Genomic DNA, 413 nt, shown 5'->3' on the forward strand with positions numbered 1-413 from the left:
CCGAGGCTTCCCAGAATGACGCGATGAGCCAGTACTTCGGCTACCAGTACGATGGCCAGGGCGACGGGTCGGGCGATCTGGTGGCCTATTCCCAGGGATCTGGCGTCGTGCTGACCGAGGATGGCTACATCATCACCAACAACCATGTGGTGGAAGGCGGCAGCGCCTACGAGGTCATGGTCGCCGGAGAGACCTACGAGGCCGATCTCGTGGGCACCGATCCCTCCTCCGACGTGGCCGTGCTGAACGCCAAGGACGCCAGCGGTCTTACGGTTATGGAGCTTGGCGACTCCGACAACCCGACCATCGGCGAGTGGGTTATGACGTTGGGCAGCCCCTTCGGCTTGGAGCAGTCGGTGGCCACGGGCAACGTATCTGCCACGAGCCGCTCCCAGATTATGGACGCCCAGGAA

At 63.2% G+C, this 413-nt stretch carries 1 protein-coding gene; it reads left to right on the forward strand.

Annotated features, from left to right (window positions below; translation table 11 throughout):
• Nucleotides 1-23 precede the first annotated feature (23 nt).
• Nucleotides 24-413 (forward strand): S1C family serine protease (locus tag NE591_RS12810; RefSeq protein WP_256156808.1); only part of this gene is annotated, 390 nt, incomplete at its 3' end.

The sequence above is a fragment of the Adlercreutzia sp. DFI.6.23 genome, from assembly GCF_024462535.1.
GTDB lineage: Bacteria > Actinomycetota > Coriobacteriia > Coriobacteriales > Eggerthellaceae > Adlercreutzia > Adlercreutzia rubneri.